Origin of the sequence: Thalassobacterium sedimentorum (genome assembly GCF_031127905.1) — a bacterium.
In the GTDB taxonomy this organism is placed as follows: Bacteria; Verrucomicrobiota; Verrucomicrobiia; order Opitutales; family Coraliomargaritaceae; genus Thalassobacterium; species Thalassobacterium sedimentorum.
Genome location: NZ_JARXIC010000011.1, coordinates 15777 through 35962 on the forward strand (window position 1 = coordinate 15777; position 20186 = coordinate 35962).

Consider the following 20186-nt stretch of genomic DNA (forward strand, 5'->3'; position numbering starts at 1 on the left):
TTTAATTAGTTTAGTAAATCAGCATCATTGCGGCTCTCAGAGTCCACATGACGCGAAAGTTGATTGTTGCTCGCAGGCTCCCAGCGAAAAGAATCCGCTACGGCGTGCATGACCTCAAAAGTCTCACCACGCCCCTCCAACCAGGCGCTAAGAAATAGACGAGGACTTAAATCGGGAAACCTAAGACAGGCCGCCTCCAACCACTGCGCTTCAGCGTCCATCGAAAATGTCATGTCTAATCGCACCAAGGTCGCGTCCGGCTGACCACGCGCAACGTGACGCCCCCTACGATAATCGAAAGTACTCAATGGGAAACGCGCTACAGCTACATTTGATCGTTTCAGTGCTTGAGTGGGTTCATGGATAGCAAATCCCGCTGCGAGCACCTGCGCCAACTTGTGGTCCGACATTCGCGAATAATCGTATGCCGATTCCCCCCATGCCGACAATGGCCCAATCACAGACCATCTTACGCGCGCTCCGTCTTGTTGCAAATAACTGACAACCGGTCGATTCTCCCAGCCAATACTTGCTTGCTCTAAACTCGATAATTTATGAATTGGCTGAAGGGGCTCATCCCAAACAAACGCGAACTGTATCGGGAATCCAGGTCCCACTTTGGCAGGCAACATGATCATTTCTCCCCGTTGACGTAAGATACAATCTGCATACGCAGGCTCCCCATGATGATCCTGCCCGATATCAAACATCACAGCCAAACTCGCTGGTGGCGTATCCAAAGCATAAGCCAACACTACCTCAATGCGCTGTTGATCAATTCCAAGATTTTGAACCGACTGATCACTAAAATTGGGAAGCTGAGCCCATACATTTGTAGGCAGTAGCACTTCATTCGAATCATCAATTAATTTAAAATGCTTCTGAACTTCTCCCTGATACTCGATCGCGAATTCACGCAGATTCCGCGGCGCCGACTCAATCTCAGCTGCCAATGCATCCCCTGCCATCTTCATTAAATCTGGCATCGTCACATCGACACGCACTTCCGCACGATCCTCATACACATCCATGCGGACACTCGTCTGCGCTGGCCCATGAGCGAACAGCTGCTGCGCAAAGACACAGAAACAGGCGATGCATACTAATCTTTTAATCGTATCCATTTATACAATACATTTATTTTCAAGAAAACCCCTTCAACGCCTCGAAAATCCTACGGTCAATTAACTTCTGCCATGCACGACGACTTTTAACATTCACGCCACAATTCTACACAAAGCAGTCACACAAATGCCTCAATTGACAACTAGTCGAAACCAGCTTGTCACAAAACGGGCTCCATCTTCTAAAACGAGCGTTATCGTCGCTCGAATGCACTCAATCATGTGGATAAACCAAAAGTAAGCTACATAAATAAATCACCTACTCTACGTGACTTAAAAATCACAATTCTACAAACTCCAATAGGAATTGTATCATCTATTCCAGTTATAGCAATTACATCAATTTACTGAATTCAAACGCATTCATCAATTCAATAAAACGTAATTCAAGCACTTCAAGCACCAGAGCAGTCAAAGTGAACAACAGATCTGGTATCAGAACCGATAAAAAGAACGGCACCGTTTAACTAATAGCGATACGTCAAAGTAATCCTAAAACTACGCGGCTCGATAACATGCGAATGCACGTCCTCCACGCTCGCCACCTCTGTGCTCAACTTGGACTCATAGTAATAAGTGATATCATCATCATTCGAATCAAATAGATTCAGCACATCGAAACTTAGGCGCAGGTTGGGACTAAAATCATAGCCTGTCCGTAAATTAAATACTAGCGATGGATCCGACTCCAAACTCCCGTCTTCAACTAAAGGACGACGACCAAAATAACGCGCACGCAGGCCAGCAAAGAACCCAGATTCACTCTGATAAGTCACTCCGCCACTGAGCACTGAATTCAATGCTCCGGGAATTTCATCTCCATTTTCGAAACGTGCCTGCGTCAGTGCCAGGTCGAGGTCGAAGCTCAACCAATCTACTGGATGATAATCATGGCTCAATTCCATGCCATAACGCTCGCTGCCTCCCGAGGCCTCAGTCGCGCCACCATCGCCCACATAAAGCAGCTCTGAATCCAGTTCCAACCACCACACAGAAAGTGCCGTGCGCCACTGTGGATTCCAATCCACATGCAGTCCCACTTCCGCCCCTGTCGAGCGCACCAGGGGATCGACTGCATCAACCGCAGACAAATCCTTAGGGTCCACGGTGATGGTGGTGCCACGTGCATCGTTACTGTGAAACCCAAGACCAAAACTCGCATACAGTTCCACCTGGCGATTCAGCGCATAGAGCATGCTAAACTTAGGACTCAAAATGAGATCATCGGCACTGCCAGAGTTGACATCCAGATCACTCTCCACATCGAAGGCATAATAATCAGCCCGCAAACCGAACACGCTGCGCAGTCGATCGGTCCAGTATATTTCGTTTTCATAAAACAAGCCCGCCGCCAGCTCGCGTACATCATCCACCCGCACAGCATCTAAGCGCTCACGTCCTGCAGTATGGTAGAGCCCCAGGTTATCAATCACGTCATAGCGCACTTGCGTACCAAAAGTATGACGCACATCGCGCTCGAAGAGATGCTCGTGCAGTAAACTATGCGCGAAATTAAAACCGTAAATTATACGATTTTCGGCCTGCTCGAATTCATCGCCATTGACGGGATCATCCAAGTAATAGGTGAAATTCGACCACAAATTGATGTCATAATAGATCGCATAGGCGCTGAGTGAAGACGATTGATCCCCCAGCACTTGCTGGTAGTCGGCCGACAAACTATAGCGCGAGCTTTCGCCCCCAACATCCTGATCCAGAGAGCCCAAGTCTGATATGGTCCCATGCTCTACCGCACGTTCGGGGATCTGATCGGCCGAATCCCAACTCGCTTGATAGCCATGAAAGGTGAAAGACAAGTCCCCCATGTCGATTTGCCTGGTGTATTTCGCAAAGCCCTTAAACTGATTTAGATTTTCGCCAATGTCCCATGGTCCGTCGTAATACTGTGCCTCAAGGCCGACCACCATACGATCCGTGGCATTCAGATCAAAGGCATCCGCGATCACAGTACGCAAATACCCATCCCCCCCAAAGCCTAGCTTCAGCATGCCTTGGTCCAGCCAATCAGCCGTCTTTATCTGCGCCGAGCCAGCTGAGGAAAAATCCCCCAAAGCCGCATAATAAGGCCCTTTGGTATAATTCACCACATCGATCAATTCGGGAATGATAAAATTCACGTCAGAGTAGCCCTGGCCGTGTGCGTGCGATACCATATTGACTGGCATGCCATCGACGTACGTGGCAAAGTCGGTGCCATGATCGAGATTAAAACCGCGCAAGAAATACTGGTTGGCCTTACCAGTGCCACTGTGCTGCGTAACGATTAGGCCGGGCACGACTTCGAGCACCTCCCCAGTGCGCAAGAGAGGACGATATTCGAGATCAGACTGATCGACCGAACCAACTGAACCAAAACTCGCAATGCCCATAGCATTGGCGGCACGATCCCGCACCTCATAATCTGGCAAACTGTGCATGGGGTCTGCACAGAGCGCACAGGTAAACATAGAAAGTGTCAGTATCTTTTGAATCGGGTACATAGTTATTTTATATTTGGAATGGTCGTCAAAAATCAGAAAGTCAGCAGATGTCGGCAAAGTAGTCTCTCCTAAAATTGGTAACATTTCTGTTACAGATCAAAATAAATACGTATCCAAAATTCGAATACCAAACAGCATCCAAATCTCAACCTTGAGTAAAAGTCTCACTCACATTTGTATGTTTCACCGTTCGATGTATCGTAGCACAACTTATTATGCGCCAATCGACCCAACAAACTGAAAACGAAAACCGTCAACTTGTATTATCAGAACGCCCTCAAGGCGAACCCACGGAGCAAACACTACGCTTGGAATCGAAAGCCGTGCCCACTCCCGCAGCTGGGCAGATGCGACTACGAACTGTCTTTCTATCGCTTGACCCCTATATGCGTGGCCGCATGAGCGATGCACCGTCCTACGCACCACCAGTAGAACTGGGCGAGGTGATGGTAGGTGGCACCGTGGCGCGCGTACACAGCTCTAAATTAAACAATTTCAAAGTGGGTGACTGGGTACTCTGTGCCAATGGCTGGCAAGATTACGCGTTGTCAGATGGCCAGGGTGTTACGAAACTAGCAAATGACCTTGAGCACCCCTCGTGGGCCCTAGGCATCTTAGGCATGCCAGGCTTCACCGCCTGGGCGGGGCTTTTAAAGATTGGGCAGCCTCAAGCAGGCGAAACGGTGGTGGTCGCTGCAGCCACAGGTCCGGTGGGCTCCACTGTGGGACAAATTGCAAAAATCAAAGGCTGCCGCGTGGTGGGCATCGCAGGTGGAGGAGAGAAATGCACACACGCAGTCAAGCACTTAGGCTTCGACGCCTGCATCAACCATCGATCCGACGACTTTGAGACGGAGCTCGCTGCAAAGCTACCCGACGGAATTGATGTTTACTTTGAAAATGTAGGTGGCCGAGTCTTCGATGCAGTACTGCCACATTTAAACGCAAATGCACGCATTCCCGTCTGCGGAATGGTCTCGCAGTATAATGCAACCAAGCTGCCGGACGGCCCTGACCGTATGGGTTGGTTAATGGGACAACTACTGCGCAAGCGCATTACAATGCGCGGCTTTATCATTTTCGACGACTTCGCCCCACTCTACCCCGAATTTGCAAAAGAAATGGGTGAATGGCTCAAGGCCGAGCGTATTCATTATCGCGAAGAAGTCATCCATGGACTCGAGGAAGCACCTGCTGCATTCATCGGGCTTTTGCGTGGAGAGAATTTCGGCAAGCGTGTCATACAAGTAGGTGCACTCTAGAGTGAAACTAGAACAGTCGCTGAGAAAGGATACAGTCATACCCATTCTAAGAATGCATGATCTGGTAGACAGGCCGAAAGGTAGCCTCGAAACTGGAGCGCTTCTCAAGAGTAATGACGTAAATCGTATGATGAAATGAAGAAATCTAAATGAACCGCCTCATGCTATAATCGCTCACTCTTACCTGAGGTTACACAGCCAAAGGTAAGCGGTCCGGCTTTAGCCATTAAGCATATTCTAAATTCTTATGCTGTAGTATAAGCGCAAAGAATTTTGAGAAATGCTATATGTTCCGAAGGCGATCGGCATCTCCCCGGTGCTAAGAACCGAAGCTACCAAAAATATCGCGATTTGCTCCAAACTTTTGGCGAAGTCACGGGATTTAGCGGCACCAGCATATGCTCATACGCCCACAAAAAAGCCCGTCCAATGTAAGTGGACGGGCTTTGCTGCAAAGCGGTGCGACTTATGCCTCCACCTGAACAGGCTTCAAGTGCCAGATCTGTTCGGCGTACTGCCCAATGGTGCGATCGGATGAGAACTTCCCAACACGAGCAGTGTTCATAATCGCCATTTTGGCCCAACGTTTCTTATCGCTGAAAGCCTTATCCACATCCTCCTGCACACGCACGTAGTCGGCGTAGTCGGCAAGACAAAGGAAGGGGTCGCCTCCCTCGAGCAAGCTGCTGCAGAGTGGAGCGAAGGCGTCGTGCTCGCCAGGTGTGAAATAATCTGAGCGCAACCAATCGATCACAGCTTTCAACTCCCAGTTACTATTGTAATAGTCATATGGATTGTAGCCCTTGGATTTGATCGCTTCGACCTGTTCTACGGTGTTACCGAAAATGAAGATATTCTCATCGCCGACCTCTTCGCCGATTTCCACGTTCGCCCCATCCAGGGTTCCGATGGTCAGCGCACCATTCAGCGCGAGCTTCATATTGCCCGTACCAGAAGCTTCCTTACCAGCAGTGGAGATTTGCTCGGAGAGATCCGCTGCGGGAATCATCTTCTCGGCCATCGTGATACGATAGTTTTGCGGGAAGACGATCTTGATCTTACCATTGATACGCGAATCGTTGTTCACCTTCTCAGCGACTTTATTGATCGCGCGAATAATATTCTTAGCCAGAGCGTATCCCGGTGCCGCCTTTGCGCCAAAGATAAAGACGCGTGGGTTCATTTCATAATCCGGATCATTCAGCAGGCGCCGGTAGAGCGTCAGAATGTGCAGCAGATTCAAATGCTGGCGCTTGTATTCGTGTAGACGCTTGATTTGAACATCGAAGATTGCATCCGGGCTGATCTCTGTTCCGGAATCTTCCAAGACGAAGTCCGCAAAGGCCTGCTTGTTCGCACGCTTGATATCCATGAACTTCTTCTGGAAAGCAGCATTGTCAGCCAACTTTGAAATCGCTTGCAACTCATCGAGGTGCTTCGGCCAACCGTCCCCGACTTCTTTAGTGATCAATTCACTCAGCCCAGGATTACATGCAAGCAACCAGCGACGTGGCGTAATGCCATTGGTCATATTGATCAACTTGTTTGGGTATAATTCGTGAAATGTCGCGAAGAGATTCTTCTTCAAGAGCTCCGTGTGCAAGGCAGCCACACCATTCACCTTGGTGGAGCCAACGACTGAAAGATAGGCCATGCGCACCATCTTAGGGTTGCCCTCTTCGATGATCGAAAGCTCAGACTTCTTGGCATCGTCGCCTGGCCACTTTGCCTCAACTTCACCTTGCAAGAAGCGTGAATTGATTTCGTAAATAATCTCCAAGTGGCGCGGCAATACCTTCTCAAAGAGGGGCACACTCCACTTTTCCAAAGCCTCTGGCAGTAGGGTGTGATTCGTATAGTTGCACACGCCACGCGTGATCTCCCAAGCAGCATCCCACTCAAGCGCATACTCATCAATCAATAGACGCATCAACTCAGGGATAGCGATAGCCGGGTGGGTATCGTTCAATTGAAGCGCGTTGTAATCCGCAAACTCAGACCAATCGCTATGATTTGCCTCGAAGCGGCGAATAATGTCGCGCAAGGAGCAACTCACGAAGAAGTACTGCTGCACCAGGCGCAGTTCTTTACCGCTCTCAGTGCTATCGTTGGGATACAGGACTTTAGTGATGGTTTCGCTGAAAGCCTTCTCGTGAACGGCCTCAGTGTAGCCCCCTTGATTAAAAGTATCGAGATCGAATTCATCCGAGGAACGCGCGCCCCAGAGACGTAGGAAATTAACGGTTTCGCCGCCGTAGCCGACGATTGAAATATCAAAAGGCACACCTTCGACTGTCTTGGTGTCGACCCATTTAGGCTTAAAGACGCCCTTATCATCCATCTGATGCTCAACACGGCCGTAAAGCTTCACCTCTTGCGCAAAATTAGGCCGCATGACCTCCCATGGGCAGCCCTTGTCCATCCAGTTATCAGGCAGCTCGACTTGATAGCCATCGCGGAATTTTTGACGGAAAAGACCGAACTCGTAGTGAATACCGTAACCAACCGCAGGTAAATCCAGGGTCGCGAGCGAATCCAGGAAACAAGCGGCCAAGCGCCCAAGACCACCATTGCCCAGACCCATGTCCGCTTCTTCATCGGCGACTTCGTTAAAATCCTGCCCCAACTCGGTCAGCGCGTCACGCGTCTGCTCGAAAAGCCCTGCATTGTGCAGATTATTAATCAGCAAGCGGCCCATCAAATACTCGAGACTCAAATAATAGGCACGACGCACCTTCTGCTTATGGTGCACCGCCTGCGTCTTCATAAAACGGTCTAACAAGCGATCGCGGACCGCATAACACGTCGCCGTCCACCATTCATCCTGAGTGGCGTTTTCCTCGTGGCGTGCGAGGGTGTATCGCAAATGGTTCAAAATCGATGTTTTCATCGACTCTTTACTATCACCGACGTCGAAGCGAAAAGCTTTTCCCCCATCCGGGGCGGTCGCAGTTTTTTTCGCAGGAGATTTCTTTGATTTAGTCGCTTTTGTAGTCATGAGATATGTGTGATGTTAAATAAAACTAGCGTAGGTCGAGAAGCACCTGTCTGGGTGCATTAAATAGGCATTTCGCCCCAATAGGGAAGATAGAAAGCAAAAAAGACGCCGAATCCTTACAAATTTGATCTTAGTTTTCAAAAAAGAGACATATCCCCCAATTGATTCGCTCAAACTGCCGCCTCACGTATGACGCAGGGCAATAAGGCGGCATCTTTCATGCCGTGGATAATTTTTTTATCCGCCGGACAAAGTGTAGCCAAAACACCTTGCAAATTTGCGACCTTAGCCGTGTCATCCACGAAATAATAGGGGCACAGCCGCATACGACCTTCCATTTGATACACACTCCCATCGGCTGCATAGACTGGATGCCGTAAACGCTTGGGTTTTTCGTAGGTCTGTAAAATGTGCAGCGATGTGTCCGCCATCGCAATGGCTTGTTGAATCGCACGCTCCCAGTCCGCCCGCGAGGAGTCACTCCCCAAGGTCACACTGCGCGCGCCCCATGCGCTCTCGTGAAAACCACTAATTTTGATAATTAAGTTGCGCTCTTTCTTACTGGCATCGATCAACTGTGACCAATCCGTCATCGGCTTGCCTCCGATATAGGGCGCATCCAACACTGCATTAGGCGGCAATTCAACTGGATCCATCACCCAGCTCTTTGGAATAACTTTAGCCAGCACCTTATAGGCCTGCTTGGACAAATTCTCCCGCCAGAAATCTTCCAAGATATGATGGTGAAAGAGCGCGAGGTTCAGCTTTTCTTCTTGGAAAGGACGCATCGGCGGTGTCAGCCGCACCTGGGCCGCCTCCCGGGCTTTCAGCAAGAAGTCAGCAATCGACACATTGGCCAAATCAAAGAGCTCCCAGAAGCGGTAGATCACATCAACCTTTTGCGGGTCTCCATCCATACCGACACAGATGTCGTCCCCCAACGGCATGACATCATCGGGATGAAACACGTGCACCCGCTTGCCCAGCTGACGTAACTGTGAAGCCAACCATTCCATTTCAGGGCGGTAGGTCGCCGCTTCATCGCTCACAACGATTGCAATATAGGGCGCCGAGATATTGGGCACCCGGCTGGCTAGAGCTTGATAAAAGGCCGTCAGCATATCCTGAGTGCCGGCGCCAATCAACGCATCGCCATGCACATCGGCATAGAGTTGATTCAAAAACGCGGTCAGACCAATGCCCCCCGGCACGGAATCGATCTCCGTCATCGCAAACCCATCCTCCGTCATTAACAGGTCGGGGCGAATCACCATCGGTACGGTGCCACGCAAGGCCTTGGCCCGCGCATGCTGAATCAAAGCTTCCGGCTTGCCACGGTCCAAATACGCGGCCACCCAAGGTGCTTTCAGCGGTCGATTGCGCAGCAAATTCTTCCCTTCGACCGAGCGCAGGTAAAGTGACTCCTGCGCTTTGTAGAACTCGTAGCAAGCCTGCCCAATCTGCTCGACCTGCTTCACTTGCGCAGGTGTCAGCGGAAACGCCTCTGGAGAATAACGCCAAGTCTTGTTTTCAAACAAGCTCTGATCAGAAAATGCCTGCAAGGCATCTTCGTAGCTTAAGGCTGATCTATTTGCTTCTTTCATATCGAGTCGGATCTAACTCAACCAAGCCCGATTCGCGGACTTGGCTAAGATTTTTGATAAGAACAATACACCTGTCTGACCGTGCGAATATGTCAAGGGACCGGAGCAAACTAGAAGCCGCAACAGGCAATTACGACCGAACGGGCAATTGTACCAATTACTGCGGCAGCCAGTCAGCCACAACCTACCAAGCCCCGCAGAGCGGAGAGGGCAAGACCGCCTGAGGCTCAGCACAATGAATATGGCAGCTAAAGCAGCCACTACGCGACTCCGCACTAATCCCCAAATTCGCGATCCGCGGCAGAGACACGTGACGTGGGGCCACCGGCGCGCAACCACGCATGCACGAAGGGATCGAGCGCACCGTCCATCACGGCTTGCACATTCCCGGTTTCCACACCTGTGCGCAGATCCTTGACCATTTGATAAGGCTGAAACACGTAGGATCGAATCTGGTTCCCCCAGGCGATCTCGCCCTTCTCACCGTAAAATCTTTCCATCTCGCTGCGTTTTTCGTCTTCCTGCTTTTCATAAAGACGTGACTTCAATGTCTTCATCGCCGTCGCCTTATTCTTAATTTGAGAACGCTCATTTTGGCAGGTCACCACGATACCACTCGGCAGGTGAGTCAGGCGCACCGCCGACTCAGTCCGGTTGACGTGCTGTCCTCCCTTCCCACTGGCCCGGTACACATCGGTTCGAATATCGGCCTCATCGATCTCGATATCCACATCGTCTTCAATCTCCGCAGTAACGTCCACAGAGGAGAATGAGGTATGCCGCCGGGCATTGGAATCAAATGGGCTAATCCGCACAAGACGGTGCACCCCACGCTCAGCTTTCGCATAACCAAAAGCATTGGGTCCCTCGATACGAATCGTGGCCGAGCTAATGCCTGCCTCTTCCCCTGGCTGGATATCAAGCACCTCCGTTTTGAAACCGGCTTGCTCGGCCCAGCGGGTATACATGCGCAGCATCATATCCGCCCAATCGCAACTCTCCGTGCCACCCGCACCAGAATTCACGGTTAAAAAGGCATTACACGCGTCATGCGGTCCGCTCAGGAAGGACGCCAGCTCCAGCTGATCCAGCTTTGGCTGCAGACGTTTCAATGTGTCCAGGATTTCCTGCTGATACACCTCCGCATCCGGGTCAGTGCCCATTTCATCCACCAATTCCAGCATGGCTTTCAAATCTGCAATCTCTGCATTGAACGCCTTCGAAGGGTTCACTGTGTTTTTAAGTCGATTCGCTTCAGCGATCACCTTCTGGGCGGCCGCTTGGTCATCCCAAAAACTCCCTTCCCCCATCTGTGCCTCCAAGGCATCAATACGTGCTCTCTTAGTATCCCCGTCAAAGATACCTCCAGATATGGCCAGCGCGACGAGTGAGCTCTTGTATTTGCGAACGAACTTCAGGTGTAATTAAATTCATAGCGCAATAGCAACAAAGCCCACCGAATATTAAAGATAAAAATGTTTACCTCGATGCCTTCGCACTAGAAAAAGATGTGAATGAATATTTCCCTCTTTGATTATCACCTACCGTCAGAGCTCATCGCTCAGGAGCCAGCCACGCAACGTGACGCATCTCGCCTGATGGTAGTGAACCGTCAAACGCGTTCCATCACACACACGCAATTCTCTCAGATAGGGAAGTTTCTACCTGCCCAAACCCGCTTCTTTCGCAATAATGCAGCCGTGCTCAAGGCCCGCCTCTTCGGCCAACGCCCTACCGGTGGCAAGGTCGAGTGCCTACTGCTACAACCGGCTGAGGATGCCCAAACCTGGTGGTGTCTACTCAAACCGGGTAAGAAAACCTTTAACGCCGGCAGCTTTGGCCTGCCGGGCGAATACACTGCCGATGTGCTCGAAGCTGGCAGTAATGGTAATTATCGCGTCCGCTTTCACCCCGAACGCAACGAATCTGTGACCGAGCTGTCCGAGCGTCTCGGCATCCTCCCCCTGCCCCCCTATATCGAGCGCAGCAACGACGACCCACGCCGCAGCAACGATAACGAGCGCTATCAAACCGTCTACGCCGACCTCAAGAAACGCATCGCCGTGGCCGCGCCCACCGCAGGACTGCACTTCACACCCGAGCTAATCACTGATTTAGAGCAGGCGGGCGCACGTTTTCACGACCTTACACTACAAGTCGGCATTGGTACCTTCCACCCAATCCAGGTGGAAAACATCAAAGAACACAACATCCACCACGAGTGGTATGAGATTCCTGGCAAGGCCTTTGCCGAACTACAAAATGCCAGCACGGGACCACGCATCGCAGTCGGCACCACCTCAGTACGCTCGATCGAAGATGCCATACGTCGCACGCAACACTCCCCCGAGACATGTCTCACCCCGGCTGGCTCCGTGCAGGCCGAAGCCGACATTTATATCTATCCGCCCGCTCAATTCGCCGCAATTGACGGCATGATCACCAACTTCCACTTACCAAAATCCACCTTGCTCTGCTTGGTCGCTGCCTTTCTCACGCCAGGCAGTGTAGATGGCATCGCATGGCTAAAGGAACTTTACGCCGAGGCAATTGATCACAAGTATCGTTTTTACAGCTATGGGGACGCCATGCTCATTCTGTAAGCTCCTGCCTGCACTCTATACTCTTTAAAGAATCGGGAATAATCTCCTTCCACAACACTCACATGAACGATCCAGAAACTTTAAACTTCGACGAAATCGTGAGTACCTACTATCAAGCACTCTATCGTTTTGGCTACAGTCTAGCCAAAAACGAGCATGAGGCGGGCGACCTCGCCCAACAGACTTTTTTCATCTATGCGGAAAAAGGCGACAGCCTGCGCGATAAGTCCAAGGTCAAATCCTGGTTATTCACCACACTTTATCGCGAATTCCTACGCCGGCGGCGTAAAGAAAGCCGGATGGACCACTACGAGCCCGAAATGCTCGAAGCGGCCGGCGGTGCCGTAGAACCACACATTCGACGCTCCATGGACGCAAATCTAGCAGTGGAAGCCCTCGAAGAAGTTGACGAAGTTTACCGTCAACCACTCGCGCTATTTTACATGAAAGATCTCTCCTACAAGGAAATAGCGGAAACGCTGGACGTGCCTATCGGCACGATCATGTCACGCTTGTCCAGAGGCAAAGCCCAACTGCGCGATATTTTCAAACGTAAGGAAACCGAAACCGTTTAAAGGAGTCACTGTCATGAACCACGAAGAAGCCAAACAACTCCTCGAACTCTGCCGTCCTGGCAATCAAGAGGACCGTGAAGACCCTTTGCTTGCAGAAGCCTTTGCTCGACTCGAAACTGATGCCCGACTCAAGGCATGGTTCGAAGAGCAACAAGCGATCGATGCCCAAATCAGCAAGAGCATCAATTCAATCACTGTGCCTGCCGACCTCAAAGCCAGCATTCTTGCGGGTATGCGCCTGCATCAGGCCCACGCCGCAGATACAACGACTGTCTCCAGCATCCCTTTTCCAGCAGAAGGCCTGCCAGGCAGCACGGAATCCAGCCCGCCGGAAGTCAGCGCAAAACAGCGTGCCTGGTGGCAGAGTCCCTGGACTGGCATCGCCGCCCTATTCGTCATCATGATGACGGTTTTAAATGTCCCGAAGAGCAATGACGCCCTCACCGAATCTACAGCAATCGCTGGTCTACCACCTGTCATTCAGTTTCTCGCAGATGAGATCGATGCTTTGAGTAGCGGAGAATTCGATCGGCGCGACCATCGGCCCGAACAACTGCAAACCTTCCTCGCTAGCAAGCAGGCTCCCTTCCCGAAATCCATTCCCAACTGCATAAAAAAAATGCCTACCATAGGCTGTATTACCTATGAGTTCAAAGGGGCCAAATTAAGCATGATTTGCTTTAAAGAAGGCGAAGTATACCACCTGATTACAGCCGACAAGGCCACTTATCCTGACGCCCTCCCACTCGAGCCCGAAGTCTTTCAGTGCTCCGGTAAAGCATTTAAAATTTGGGTCGATGGCGAACAGGTCAAGATCCTCTCGGTAAAAGGCACCAAAGAAAACATTCCCGAATTCATCTAATCAAATCCTCTACTCGATTCAGCAATATCATATATGAAAAAAACAATCTACCTTCTCACGGCCTCCATCCTCGCATCGCTGACCAGCAATGCCGCCGACATGGAGCTCTACACCATCGACCCAAGCCACTCTTCAGTTAAATTCAGCATCCGCCACTTTGTCGCGAAAACGACCGGAAATTTCTCTGAATTTGCAGGCACACTGTCCATCAACCGCGAAGACCTCACCCAAAGTTCGGTTGAAGCCACCATTCAAATTCCCTCGGTCGACACCGACAATCAGAAGCGCGATGCGCACCTGCAAGAAGATGACTTCTTCAATGCCGCTCAACACCCACTAATGACCTTCAAATCTACTGAATGGAAGGCCACTGATAATGAAAACGAATTCAAGGTCACCGGCGACCTCAGCTTTAACGGCATCACCAAACCTGTCATACTCGACGTCGAGCTCCTCGGCTTCGGTGATGGCATGCGCGGAACTCAACTATCCGGCTGGGAAGCGACCACCACACTCGACCGCACGGAATGGGGCGTCAATGGCGGAAAGCCTGCTGTCGGCGACGAAGTAGATGTCACAATCAACATCGAAGCCCACCGCAAGTAGTCGTAAAAACAATCGTAAAACACTAGGCGCTCAAAAGTCACGCGCTTGTGAATCTACCACCAGCGTTACAGGACCATCGTTCTGTGCATCAATATTCATATGCGCACCGAACTCACCGGTTGGCACTGCAATACCCAGCGCCTGCGACAGCTGCGTAACAAAATACTCGTAGAGCGGCACGGCTTGCTCTGGCAAAGCCGCGCGATTGAATGAAGGCCGGTTGCCCTTCTTTAAACTACCATACAAGGTAAACTGACTAATCACCAGTGCTTGCCCCGAGACGGCCAACAACGACTGATCCATACGCCCTGGCTCAGATTCGAAAACTCGCAGCTTCACGATACGTCCGACCAACCAATCCGCATCAGATTGCGTATCTTCCCGGCCCACACCAAGGAAAATCAACAGCCCCGGCCCAGTAATCTGGCCCACGACTCGGCCAGCCACCGCCACCTTCGCACTCGAAACTCTTTGAATCACTGCTCGCATAGCCGAACTCAAAGCAATCTATTCCCTCGAGTGAACTAAAAACTCACGGTTGCAATCGAGCTATCTTCAACTACCTTACCTGTTATTATGAAGCCTATCGTCTCCTTACTTTTGCTTGCGACTCTTTTACTGGCTGGCTGCGTCTCACCAACCACTGTGGATTACGACCGTGCCTCAGCTGCTAAAATCAGCAACTACCAGTGCTTTGTCATCGACAGCCGTGAAACTCGCTCCAACTACCAGGACATCGTACTCAGCCCGATTGTAGATCGTCGCATCGAACAAGCGATTAGCCGGACCTTGCAAGCCAAAGGAATGCAACAGGACTGCCCAGAACCGGATTTTCGAATCACTTTCAACACCATCACTAAAACCAAAACTGAAGTCAACGATCTGGGCGTGGGACCTACGCCCTTCCGTCGATATCCATACTATGGATACGGCCGGTTCAGCCAGTTGGATATTAACCAATACGAAGAGGGCACCTTCATCATTGATATCATCGACCAGGCTAGCAAAGAGCTAGTTTGGCGTGGGACCTATACAAAACGTCTCGGTTGGAGTGCCCCCAATGACGAAGAAGTGCAAATGATCGTCGAAGAAATTTTAGCCAGCTTCCCCCCATACTAAGCAGTCGGCTAATTGCCACACACCACAGTGACACAAAAGATTGATCCGAGCGTCACAGCCGCACTAATGTACGGCAATGGATCCTGCCGCCACCACCTCCACCACTACACGCCCACTCGCCGTATGGATGGTGCTCTGTATGGGCCTGTTTTTGGGCATTCTCACAATCTGGTGCTGGCAGAAGTGGGAAAGCGTGTGGATCGAACGTAGCGAAAGCTTTTTCCCACCGGAATGGCAAAACGAAGATCTGAAGTCACTCGCCTGGCAATACCCAATCTACCGCTCGAATGACACCTACCAATGGGTGCATGTAGCTGACGCTTTAGCTGCTGGCGACCCGACTCAACTACTCCACCGTCCAGACGAAGGTTTGCCCACGGGACGCCCCAATCGCTGGCATTCGGGCCTCGCTCACCTACTAAGTAGCGGCGGAACACTAGTCGCCAAAATTCAGGAATGGCCTCGCCAGCGCGGCATTCACCACCTCGCACACTGGCTAGGTTCCAGCATCCATATTCTGGCCATCATACTCGGCAGTTGGGCGGTCAGCCGCTGGTCTGGCAGAGCTGCCGCATTGTTGTTTGCTGGACTCTTCTATTTCAATGCGGGAATCGCATGGGACTTCGCCTTCTCTCGGCTCGACCACGAAGTCATCTTTCAATTCTTCTTCTTACTCCATCTAATTGGGTTAGTGGGGCTATGCACACAGCAATGCCCGCCACGGCAGCGTAAATCATGGGCACATATGGCAGGAATCGGCGCCGGCTTTTGCTGGTGGGTGAGCGCCACTACAATGACAGCTCTAGCGGCACTCATTACCCTCGGAATAGCGATCGAATGCTATCGAGCACGCCAGCGAATCGCAGCAGAGATGTCGCAAGCAGTGCTGCACTGGGGCGGCTCCACTTGCCTGACTCTGATCCTGCTCAGCCTCTGCGACGGACGCCTCAACTTAAGCCCTTCCATTGCCACCATACATCCAATCTTTATTCTCGCGCAAATCGGGACCACTCTCTTTTGCCTGACGCCGCTACTAATGCGCAGGAAGCAGCAAATCCTCAGCTTAGGGCTAGGCCTACTCATGGGCCTAAGCCCACTGGCCTGGTTAGTAATCTATCAAAGTGAAGCGCATCCTTGGCTAAACCCAATGATGCGACGGGTGCATGATTACATCGTCGAATTTCAAAGCCCCTTTAGCAATGGCCTATGGGCCCAGGCAGAATACCTGCAAACGCTGAGCGTTACACTACTCGCACTGTTTGCCCTACGCTCACTTAAACGCACACGCAACGCTCTGTTCCTCTGCCTAGTGCTCGGCTTACTAGTTCTATCAGCTCTACAAACTCGCTGGGGCGGACTCCTGGCCGCAGCATCCACCCTAGGCCTATGCCTGCAAATCACACAGGATCAACACAAGTTTCGTTACTGCTGCACTGGTCTGCTAATCATCTTCATCAGCCTGTGGGCCCATAAATGGCAGCAAATAGAAAAAAATCCCGGGACCATCTTCGTAACAGATCTGATGCTGCAAGTCGGCGCACGCGACATTAACTTAAACCTACAACGCTACAGCGAAGGCGAAACACTCTACGTCGCCATGCCCTACGCGTTTGCCGCCACGGCCGCACTATTTCCACAAGTACATCCGATCGGCACTTTCTATTGGGAGAATGCTGATGGGATCCAAGCTTCCGCAGATTTCTTTGCTGGCCTTGAAACGCAGGCCCCCATCGACTTCGTTGTCGTTCAGGGCGGACGTCAAGGCGCCCCCTTCGCCAAACTCACCAATTGGGTGGCTAGAAATGATATCACTCCCCGCACCATAGAATCCAGCACCGCTTGGCAATTATCCTCACAACCACATCCTCCAGAATGGATCGAAAAACCTTATTATGGAACCTTCGACACCCAACAATTTTCGGTTCGAATTTTTAAGAAGCCAGCATCTGAGTAATTAAAACTTCTTTCGTGCTAGACGTGGTCTCGCAATTCAAAACATCAATAGCCAGTCACAATAGAATGGGCACCCGACCTATTCGCAAAAGATTCGAACCACATCGAGACCGTTCTCATAGCATCGATTCTTAGAACCGGAGACATGCCCACGCCCCCGAAACTCAGTTTCAAGGCTACCTTCGGAACTACTAATGATTGCTCTATATGACAGTCGAAATCGATGGTTATCACTCGACATGAAAAAAGCCCGCTGTTTCCAGCGGGCTTGATTTAAATAGTGATCTAATCCAGGAATTACTCAGCCGCAGGCTCGATCGAACGATTTACAGTGCCAGCAGGCGTCATAATCGTTGGATTTTGGAACAATGAGTTCGCATTCACATTGCGATAGTTCTGACGTGCAGGCGAGCCACCTGGGCTAACCAAGTTTGCAGTCACGAAGATCAAAAGATTCCGCTTCTGACGTGTTTCACCTTCCGAACGGAAAAGACGTCCCAGACCAGGAATGTCACCGAGTACAGGCACACTGTCATTCACACTCTTAACTTCATCACGAGTCAAACCACCCATAACAACTGTTGCACCGTCAAAAACAGTTACCTCAGTCGAAATTTCACGAGTAGAGAAGATCGGTTGATAGAAACCAGCAGGAACTGTAGCAACTGTCTCATCCGCCAAAGCAATGCTAGGACCGCCGTATTCCACAAAGCCTTCGAACTCTGTAACACGTGGCTCTAGAATCAGGCTAATGGTGTCGTCGTTCTCAACATTTGGAGTTACTGACATTTCCACACCGACATTACGAGAGACGAAATCCTGCGGTGTGCCTGCAGTAATCGAAATCGCTGCACCACCAGTGTTATTGGATGAAACAGTCGACTCGATGTCGCCATAACTTTCAGGATAACGAAGCTCTTGCGCTACGGTGATATTTGCACGCTTACCAGAAAGTACGGTTACTTTAGGCGCACTCATCAAGTCACTACCTGACTTACGTGATAGAGCACGGATCGCAAAATCGACTCCAGCACCATTCACACTCCAACCAGCAGCAGAAAATAAATCTGTGCTCAGGCCAGAAGCCAAATCAATTGTGGTCGGTAGATCTGGAGCAGAATTATCTGAAGTAGTCGAACCGGAAGGTGTCACGATGTTGATCGTGCTGCTATCAGTGTTCACTCCGAAAGCGTCTGCCAATTGGCGACCGCCAAAATCAAAAGTTTGGTTACCGCTAGCGCTTGTCACTGTCCAGTCAAAGCCAACCTCGTCAAGGTCGTTTTGAGACACTTCAAGGAACTTCGCTTCGATCTCAACTTGCTTCACTTCGTTATAATTACGAAGAATGATGCGCATACGCTCCAAATTACGACGTGTTTGAGTGATAATCAACTGCTCTCCATCGAAAGCAAGGCTGGCACCTGGAAGCTCGAAGTTTACACCAGCACTTTGGAAGAAGTTTTGCAGTGCTTCAACTTCATCGTTCTGGGAAGGACCGCCACCGCCGGCAGAAGGTGCGGCAAATGGATCCACAGGGCCGGAAGAACTGCCACCGCCATCACGGAAACCTGTGAGGCGAATCACTGTAGCACGAGAGATGGGGAAGAATTCTGTGACTGTATTCACATCGCTGCTACCGCCATCAGGGCTGACTGTGATGGCATCGCCACCTACGTCATAAGCAAAGTTAACTTGTTGTGTCACAAACTGCAGGATACGATCTAAGTTTAGATTACGTAGGCTGATGTTCACACGTGGATTCGCATCGTTTGGATTGAACAATGGAACAATGTTCACACCAACACGCTCGGGATCATACTCAACGGAAAGCTCAGACAGAGTTTCGATGACACGTGTCAGCTCCATGCCCGAGAAGTTTACTTGAGGAATAATGATACCATTTAACTTGTCCTGTAGACCTGGATTAACCACGACATCTGGACCAGCACTTTGAATGTCGAACACTTTAGGACGCTCCCAGCTTTGATCCACTTCCGTCAGCATTTGCTCACGTGTCTTGTAGAAATTTTGCTTATGAATACCACCGAGCAATTCTGCGATCTTAGTTTGAAACAGTTTTGCTTCGGAGTTGTTGGCGTCACGTGCTTCGACTTCTTTAAACGTAGAGGCTGCACCGTCATAATCACCGTTCAGGTATTGTGCACGGCCACGAGTCAAGAGGTCACGAATCACCTTGGACTGAGCGACGTATTCTGGGCTGATCTCCTTAATATCGAGATCGTATGGATTGGTGATTTGATCATCCAACTTACCAGATAAACGACGAGCAGCAGCGGAATCGCCACCAGCAGCACGATAGTCTTCCATGCGTGCTTCAGCTGCCTTAGGATCGCCGGCATCAGCCAGTGCCTTTGCCTCTTCGAGAACGATTTTCGCCTTAGCTTCGTCCAGTGCTTCAATAGTAGAAGCTGTGGCAGTGTTCAATGTTAAGCTGGCGCGAGCCGAATTCAGAAGAGTGGAGGCGTCCGAGTAAGCACCCAGTTCTGCAAGTTGCTCAGCATCCTCGATCGCGTTCTGAGCTGCAGCAATCTTTGAATCCTGATCAGCAGCTGCGGCGGCAACAATCGCATTGGCGCCAGTTGCACTCGATGAACCAGCAGATACAGCCATTGCGGTCTCGGCAGAAAGATTTGGTGCCTTACCATATACTGTGCTGGAAGTACCGCCACTACGACGATCCAAATCACGGTTAATAGAAGCCAGCAAGCGCTGAACATTCTCATCATTGGGAGCGATCTTAATCAGCTCCTCAGCCTTCTCCTTTGCCAGGTCCAAGTTTCCAGAATCACGAGCACGTAGCGTGTCGGCCATCAGGCTGATCTTTTCCGGTGCGCTTTGTGCCTCTGCCAATTGAGGCAAGGCAAGAGCGGAGGTTCCTAGCGCGCCCGCTACAAGTAGAGCGGAGACGCGCGTGCGTGCTGCGAGGTATTTTTTCATAATTTTAGATGACAACTAGTT

14 protein-coding genes are annotated in these 20186 nt (G+C 50.8%); 7 read left to right on the forward strand and 7 right to left on the reverse strand.

The window, feature by feature from the left end:
* Positions 1 to 5 precede the first annotated feature (5 nt).
* Positions 6 to 1124 carry a hypothetical protein gene (locus tag QEH59_RS08175; protein WP_308984877.1) on the reverse strand — a complete coding sequence of 373 codons (1119 nt, stop codon included), beginning with the start codon at positions 1122 to 1124 and terminating at the stop codon, positions 6 to 8.
* Between the two features lie 467 nt (positions 1125 to 1591).
* Positions 1592 to 3709 carry a TonB-dependent receptor gene (locus QEH59_RS08180; RefSeq protein WP_308984878.1) on the reverse strand — a complete coding sequence of 706 codons (2118 nt, stop codon included), beginning with the start codon at positions 3707 to 3709 and terminating at the stop codon, positions 1592 to 1594.
* 131 nt (positions 3710 to 3840) lie between these two features.
* Here QEH59_RS08180 and QEH59_RS08185 point away from each other — a divergent pair, with 131 nt between their 5' ends.
* Entirely contained in the window at positions 3841 to 4887 is a 1047-nt protein-coding gene (locus QEH59_RS08185; protein ID WP_308984879.1) for an NADP-dependent oxidoreductase, read from the forward strand.
* A gap of 466 nt (positions 4888 to 5353) precedes the next feature.
* On the opposite strand, the gene QEH59_RS08190 is transcribed toward QEH59_RS08185, so the two are convergent.
* The 3 genes from QEH59_RS08190 to prfB form a co-directional block, all read right to left on the reverse strand.
* Positions 5354 to 7885 (reverse strand): glycogen/starch/alpha-glucan phosphorylase, encoded by a 2532-nt coding sequence (locus tag QEH59_RS08190; RefSeq protein ID WP_308984880.1) that lies wholly within the window; start codon positions 7883 to 7885, stop codon positions 5354 to 5356.
* Positions 7886 to 8055: 170 nt separating this feature from the next.
* Complete coding sequence (locus QEH59_RS08195; protein ID WP_308984881.1) at positions 8056 to 9489, reverse strand: hypothetical protein; 1434 nt, start codon at positions 9487 to 9489, stop codon at positions 8056 to 8058.
* A 275-nt stretch (positions 9490 to 9764) separates the two neighbouring features.
* Positions 9765 to 10923 (reverse strand): peptide chain release factor 2 gene (gene prfB / locus QEH59_RS08200; protein WP_308984882.1). Its coding sequence is split into 2 segments (ribosomal slippage): positions 9765 to 10844 and positions 10846 to 10923, totalling 1158 coding nucleotides; the frame shifts between segments, so codons are not numbered across the junction.
* 80 nt (positions 10924 to 11003) lie between these two features.
* Here prfB and queA point away from each other — a divergent pair.
* The 4 genes from queA to QEH59_RS08220 all read left to right on the forward strand — a co-directional run bounded on the left by queA (position 11004) and on the right by QEH59_RS08220 (position 14135).
* Positions 11004 to 12092 carry a tRNA preQ1(34) S-adenosylmethionine ribosyltransferase-isomerase QueA gene (gene queA, locus QEH59_RS08205; RefSeq protein ID WP_308984883.1) on the forward strand — a complete coding sequence of 363 codons (1089 nt, stop codon included), beginning with the start codon at positions 11004 to 11006 and terminating at the stop codon, positions 12090 to 12092.
* Between the two features lie 62 nt (positions 12093 to 12154).
* Positions 12155 to 12667 carry an RNA polymerase sigma factor gene (locus tag QEH59_RS08210; protein WP_308984884.1) on the forward strand — a complete coding sequence of 171 codons (513 nt, stop codon included), beginning with the start codon at positions 12155 to 12157 and terminating at the stop codon, positions 12665 to 12667.
* A gap of 13 nt (positions 12668 to 12680) precedes the next feature.
* Positions 12681 to 13529, forward strand: coding sequence for a hypothetical protein (locus tag QEH59_RS08215; RefSeq protein WP_308984885.1), 849 nt, complete (start codon positions 12681 to 12683; stop codon positions 13527 to 13529).
* 33 nt (positions 13530 to 13562) lie between these two features.
* Positions 13563 to 14135, forward strand: coding sequence for a YceI family protein (locus tag QEH59_RS08220; RefSeq protein ID WP_308984886.1), 573 nt, complete (start codon positions 13563 to 13565; stop codon positions 14133 to 14135).
* 30 nt (positions 14136 to 14165) lie between these two features.
* On the opposite strand, the gene dtd is transcribed toward QEH59_RS08220, so the two are convergent.
* Positions 14166 to 14624 (reverse strand): D-aminoacyl-tRNA deacylase, encoded by a 459-nt coding sequence (dtd, locus tag QEH59_RS08225; RefSeq protein ID WP_308984887.1) that lies wholly within the window; start codon positions 14622 to 14624, stop codon positions 14166 to 14168.
* A gap of 87 nt (positions 14625 to 14711) precedes the next feature.
* On the opposite strand from dtd, the gene QEH59_RS08230 reads away from it, so the two are divergent.
* Together QEH59_RS08230 and QEH59_RS08235 are read left to right on the forward strand one after the other, a co-directional pair.
* Positions 14712 to 15254: a DUF4136 domain-containing protein gene (locus QEH59_RS08230; protein ID WP_308984888.1), complete on the forward strand. Its 543-nt coding sequence runs from the start codon at positions 14712 to 14714 to the stop codon at positions 15252 to 15254.
* A gap of 76 nt (positions 15255 to 15330) precedes the next feature.
* Positions 15331 to 17208: a hypothetical protein gene (locus tag QEH59_RS08235; protein WP_308984889.1), complete on the forward strand. Its 1878-nt coding sequence runs from the start codon at positions 15331 to 15333 to the stop codon at positions 17206 to 17208.
* 296 nt (positions 17209 to 17504) lie between these two features.
* Here QEH59_RS08235 and QEH59_RS08240 read toward each other — a convergent pair whose 3' ends face one another.
* Positions 17505 to 20165, reverse strand: a complete 2661-nt coding sequence (locus QEH59_RS08240) for a hypothetical protein (protein WP_308984890.1) — start codon at positions 20163 to 20165, stop codon at positions 17505 to 17507.
* Between the last annotated feature and the right edge of the window lie 21 nt (positions 20166 to 20186).